The organism is Streptomyces spiramenti, from assembly GCF_012034385.1.
Classification (GTDB): domain Bacteria; phylum Actinomycetota; class Actinomycetes; order Streptomycetales; family Streptomycetaceae; genus Streptomyces; species Streptomyces spiramenti.
Genome location: NZ_JAAVJB010000434.1, coordinates 1 through 1,650, shown reverse-complemented (window position 1 = coordinate 1,650; position 1,650 = coordinate 1). Strand labels below are relative to the sequence as shown.

General features: G+C 78.4%; 2 pseudogenes. Both read left to right on the top strand.

Features of this window, described 5'->3' with window-relative positions:
• Positions 1-149 precede the first annotated feature (149 nt).
• A pseudogene (locus tag HCJ92_RS23970) lies at positions 150-524 on the top strand (hypothetical protein); the annotation flags it as partial.
• A gap of 510 nt (positions 525-1,034) precedes the next feature.
• Positions 1,035-1,650, top strand: a pseudogene (locus HCJ92_RS23965) (amidohydrolase); the annotation flags it as partial.

The following is a 1,650-nucleotide window of genomic DNA, read 5'->3' as shown; positions in this document are numbered from 1 at the left end:
GTCGCGGCGTTTCCGCCGGCCGTGTCGGCCGGGCCGCTCGCCTCCGACCGCCCACGGCTGCCGCCCGCCTCCGACCGCCGCCCCTCCGACCGCTCGCCGGGGCGGCGGCGTCCTGTTCCCGGGTGCTACCGGTCGGTAGCATGGGCGGCATGGCTGACAGTGCTGACCTCCCGGAGACCGGTTCCCCCAAGGCCCCGGCGGCCGACGAGCCCGCCGCCGAGGACCGCCGCGCGGCGCGCGAGCGGACCCGGCTCGCCCGCTCCGCCCGCAGGTTCGCCTCGGCCCACGGCGGCTCGGCCGAGGGCCAGATCGCGTACCTCGGAGCGCGCGGCCACCGGCTGGTACTCGTCGGCGCCGACGGCGCCTGGGGCGACCTGGTCGCCTCCGACCGCGACCTGGCGGAGGCGGCGGCCCGCGAGGCCGGGGTCGAGCTCCGCGAGGAGTTCGACGGCGAGATGGCCGCGCGCGTCAGCACCGGCCCCTACGAGTGGGCGCGCATGGCCGGCAGCCAGCTCGGCGGCCCGCCCGAGGGGCCCGGTGGCGCCACCCCGGTCACCACCCCGACCGCGACGGACAGTGCCGGAGCGACCGCCCCCACCCGCGATGAGCTCTGAGAGCGTGTGTGAGACCCCACGCCGGGCCCGCGACGCCAGCTACGGCCATCTGCCGCGTGGCCAGGAACACCCGAAGACAACCCGGTATGAGGGTGCCCCTCCGCCGTGGAGCTGACCGCATCTGGCGCCGCGAGCTGAGCCGACGCGGGGTCTCACACACGCTCTGAGCCCCTGGGGTGCGCCCCTGCGCGCCCCTTCCGCACCGCCACCACCCCGCGCCGGGCGTTTCCGGCGCCCACGACGGGGGGTATCGCCCTCCTCGTGCCGTCATCCGGACGGCGCGGGAGGGAGTGACGCGTGGCACGGCAACGGCCGCGTCGTCCCTCACCGCCCCTGGCGCGGCCCGCAGGGGTGCCCGCCGTCGCGCCGCCAGCGCCCACGGGGGCAACACCGGACACGGACCCGCGCGTTAACCAGTCCATGGACTTCCTGCCGCCGCCGCCCCTGCTGGACCACCACAGCCGGCCGGTGCTCCACGGCGAACTCGGCCTCGGCCGGTTCGAGCGACTCCTCGCGGACGCCGTGACCGGCGGGGAGACCGGCAGCGGGAGCGGCGGCGGCTGGTTCGACAGCGCCGCCGGGCTCGCCGTGCTGCGCTGGTGCCCGCCGTTGCTCGGCATCGAGCCCCACTGCTCGCCTGCCCGGTACCTGGCCCGGCGCCGGGAGTTCGGCGCCTACGCCGCGCGGCGTGCCCTGCTGCGCGGCAGCGGCATCGGCGACCTGCTGGTGGACACCACCGCTGCCGCCCCGGGGAGCGCGGCGGCGGTCGACGGCGGCGAACCGGTGACCGTGGCGGAGCTCGACGCCGCCCTGCCGGGGCACGCGCGCGAACTCGTCCCCCTGGACGAACTCGCCGCACAGGTGGGGGCCACCTCGGGCAGCGTCCCGGCCCAGTTGCGCAACCTCGGGACCGCGCTGGAGACCGCGGCCCGGTCCGCCGCCGGCTTCGTCTGCGACGCGGGCCCGCTGCTGTGGCAGCCGGAGTCCGCGAGGCCGCCGGGCCGGGCGGAGGTGGCCCGTGCCGCCTCCGCGGCGC